Genomic DNA, 276 nt, shown 5'->3' with positions numbered 1-276 from the left:
ATGATCAACAAGCGGCGGGCGAAGAATGGCGAGCCGCCGCTGGATATCGCCGCGATCCCGCTGGATGACAAGAAAAGCTTCGACATGCTGCAACGCTCGGAAACCACGGCGGTATTCCAGCTTGAATCGCGCGGCATGAAGGACCTGATCAAGCGTCTGCAACCTGACTGCTTCGAAGATATGATCGCACTGGTGGCACTGTTCCGCCCTGGTCCGTTGCAATCAGGGATGGTGGATAACTTTATCGACCGTAAACATGGTCGCGAAGAGATCTCC

Annotated in this window: 1 protein-coding gene; it reads left to right on the top strand. The window is 55.8% G+C overall.

Annotation, left to right across the window (positions count from 1 at the left end; genetic code table 11):
- On the top strand, positions 1-276 hold a 276-nt coding region (locus tag FN960_RS23990), incomplete at both ends, for a hypothetical protein (RefSeq protein ID WP_143850806.1).

The sequence above is a fragment of the Alkalicoccobacillus porphyridii genome (genome assembly GCF_007293315.1).
GTDB classification, from domain to species: domain Bacteria; phylum Bacillota; class Bacilli; order Bacillales; family Bacillaceae_D; genus Alkalicoccobacillus; species Alkalicoccobacillus porphyridii.
The sequence above is the reverse complement of the archived record's forward strand: the minus strand, read 5'-3'. Positions and strand labels throughout refer to the sequence as shown.